The organism is Trebonia sp. (assembly GCF_049794275.1).
Taxonomy (GTDB): Bacteria; Actinomycetota; Actinomycetes; order Streptosporangiales; family Streptosporangiaceae; genus Trebonia.
The window spans coordinates 1-2,796 of record NZ_JBARCR010001305.1; the positions used below are offsets into that span (position 1 = coordinate 1).

Below are 2,796 nucleotides of genomic sequence, written 5' to 3' on the forward strand. Positions count from 1 at the left end.
GCTCTATGCAGGTGACCGGATCGCTGGCCAGCCGGGTGATGCGGTCGATGTTGGCGCCGCTCGCGGCGATCCGCCCGGCGACGGCGGCGACCGCGTCGGGCTGCAGCGGGTGACCGAGCACCGTGACGTGCAACTGCTCCGCGGCCGCGCCGTGACCGGCGCCGCCCTGCCCCGGCTCGGCCGACCCGGTGGTGATCTCCGCGTCGAGGCCGAGCCCGGCCGCCATGCTGGTGACCGAGCGGTGAATGGCGGTCAGGTCGGGCGGCTCGTCGCAGGAGGTGAGGACGCCGAGCACCAGCCTGCCCCTGATTACCACCTGCTCGATGTCGACCACGCTGAGTGGAAACCGCGCGAGGACGCTGAACAGGCGCGACGTCACACCGGGCCGGTCCCGGCCAGTCAGGGTAATCAGCAGCGTGGTCCGTGGTTCATTCATGGCGAGCCCACGCTACTCTCTGAGGAGCGGAGGAGGGGCGGAGGGCTGTGTCTGACGAGGTGCTCAAGCTGCGTGGCGTGTCGGTACGGCGCGAGACGTCGCTGCTATTGCGGAATATCAACTGGACCGCCCACGACAGCGAGCGCTGGATCGTCATCGGCCCGAACGGGGCAGGGAAGACCACCCTGCTCCAGGTCGCGGCGACCGTGCTGTTCCCCACCGAGGGCACCGTGGAGGTGCTCGGCGAGCGGCTCGGCGAAGTGGACGTGTTCGACCTGCGGCCGCGGATCGGCATGACCAGCGCGGCGCTGGCGGAGCGGGTCCCTTCCGGCGAAAAGGTCATCGACCTCGTGCTGACCGCGTCCTACGCGATCCTGGGACGCTGGAAGGAAGAGTACGAGTCCGCCGACGTGACCAGGGCGGTAGAGCTGCTCGACGCACTCGGCTGCGCGCACCTGATCAGGCGCCGGTTCTCCACGCTGTCCGAGGGAGAGCGCAAGCGGGTGCAGATCGCCCGCGCGCTGATGCCCGATCCGGAGATGCTGCTGCTCGACGAGCCGGCGGCGGGCCTGGACCTGGGCGGCCGGGAGGACCTGCTGCGGCGGCTGTCACAGCTGGCCCGCGACCCGAAGGCGCCGATGATCGTCCTCGTCACGCACCATGTGGAGGAAGTGCCCGACGGCTTCACCCACGCCATGCTGCTGCGCCGCGGCTCGGTCCTCGCGGCCGGACCCATCAGCGATGTGTTCACGGCACGTAATTTGTCCCGCTGCTTCGGTGTCCCGCTGGAGATCGAATACCGTCGTTCGCGCTGGTCAGCGTGGGCGGCCCGGTGAGTTGACCACGCATAGCGACCGACCTGGCACATGCCGCGGCACGGAGGTAGCGTGAGGTTGTAACTCCCTTGAGCGGAGATGACCGTTATGGGCACCATCATCGCCGTAGTCCTTCTCGTCCTGATCGTGGCCCTCGCTATATTCACCGTGGTGCGCTCGGTGCGGATCGTGCCGCAAGCGCGGGCCGGCATCGTCGAGCGCTTCGGGCGCTATCACCGGACGCTGTACGCGGGGCTCAACCTCGTCGTGCCGTTCATTGACCGGCTGCGACCCCTCATCGACCTGCGGGAGCAGGTGGTCAGCTTCCCGCCGCAGCCCGTCATCACCAAGGACAACCTGGTCGTCGCCATCGACACCGTCATCTACTTCCAGGTGACCGACCCCAAGGCAGCCACCTACGAAATCGCCAACTACGTGGCCGCGGTGGAACAGCTCACGGTCACCACGCTGCGGAACGTCGTCGGCGGGATGGACCTGGACACCACGCTGACCTCCCGGGACAAGATCAACAGCGAGCTGCGCAAGGAACTCGACGACGCGACGGGCAAGTGGGGCCTGCGGGTCAGCCGGGTTGAACTGAAGGCGATCGAGCCGCCGACGTCCATCCAGGACTCCATGGAGAAGCAGATGCGCGCGGACCGGGACAAGCGCGCGGCGATCCTGTCGGCCGAAGGGGCCAAGCAGTCGGCGATCCTCACCGCGGAAGGCGAGAAGCAGGCCGCGGTGCTGCGGGCGGCCGGAGAGGCCGAGGCCACCGTGGTCCGCGCCGAGGCGGATGCGACCGCGCAGGCGGCTAGGGCGCGCGGCCAGGCCCAGGCGATCACCACGGTGTTCCGCGCCATCCACGAGGGGAACCCGGACCAGCGGCTGCTCGCCTACCAGTACCTGCAGATGCTCCCGCAGATCGCGCAGGGCGACGCGAACAAGCTGTGGATCGTGCCCAGCGAGCTGGGCAAGGCCCTGGAGGGCATGGGGAGCTTCTTCGGCAGCGCGCGCGACGAAGAAAGACCGCGGCGCGGCGACGACCCGGAACAGCTGCTGCCTGGCCCCGGCCCGGACGGTCCGGGAAGCATCACGCGGCTGCCTCGCGCTTAGCCTTCCCGCGGGGCCGGACCTGCACCCAGCCCGACTCGGTGACCTGCGATTCGAACGCGGGCTGCCGTGCGGTCGCCGGGCCGTGCATCACCGCGCCGTCGCCGACCCGGAACGTCGAGCCGTGCCACGGGCAGGTGACGCAGGTCGCGTCCCGCACGGTCACCACCCGGCCCTGGTGCAGCGGGCCGCCCAGGTGCGCGCAGTGGTCCGACAGCACGTAGACGGTGTCACCCGAGCGCAGCGTCAGCAGGCTCAGGTAGCCGAGCTGGCGCCGGGTGAGCTCCCCGTCGGGCAGTTCGCTCAGCGGGCAGAGGTCGTGCCAGCCCAGGCCGGCGAGGTGGTCGATCGGCTCGGCGTGGCTGGCGCCAGCGCCGAGTCGCAGCGCCAGGTGCCCGCCAAGGTAGGCGCCGACGGTGGCGAGCGCCAGCC

At 70.1% G+C, this 2,796-nt stretch carries 4 protein-coding genes; 2 read left to right on the plus strand and 2 right to left on the minus strand.

What is annotated here, in order from left to right; all coding sequences use genetic code 11:
• On the minus strand, positions 1 to 436 hold a 436-nt coding region (locus tag WA805_RS31595; RefSeq protein WP_425244175.1), incomplete at its 3' end, for an ACT domain-containing protein.
• A gap of 47 nt (positions 437 to 483) precedes the next feature.
• Here WA805_RS31595 and WA805_RS31600 point away from each other — a divergent pair.
• Complete coding sequence (locus WA805_RS31600) at positions 484 to 1,272, plus strand: ABC transporter ATP-binding protein (RefSeq protein WP_422274610.1); 789 nt, start codon at positions 484 to 486, stop codon at positions 1,270 to 1,272.
• 87 nt (positions 1,273 to 1,359) lie between these two features.
• The gene (locus WA805_RS31605) at positions 1,360 to 2,367 is read left to right on the plus strand and encodes an SPFH domain-containing protein (protein ID WP_422274612.1); all 1,008 of its coding nucleotides are present in this window, start codon (positions 1,360 to 1,362) and stop codon (positions 2,365 to 2,367) included.
• Here WA805_RS31605 and WA805_RS31610 read toward each other — a convergent pair.
• Positions 2,345 to 2,796, minus strand: a 452-nt coding sequence (locus tag WA805_RS31610) for a Rieske (2Fe-2S) protein (protein ID WP_425244176.1), incomplete at its 5' end; no start/stop codon positions are given. The two genes, WA805_RS31605 and WA805_RS31610, sit on opposite strands and share 23 nt — an antisense overlap.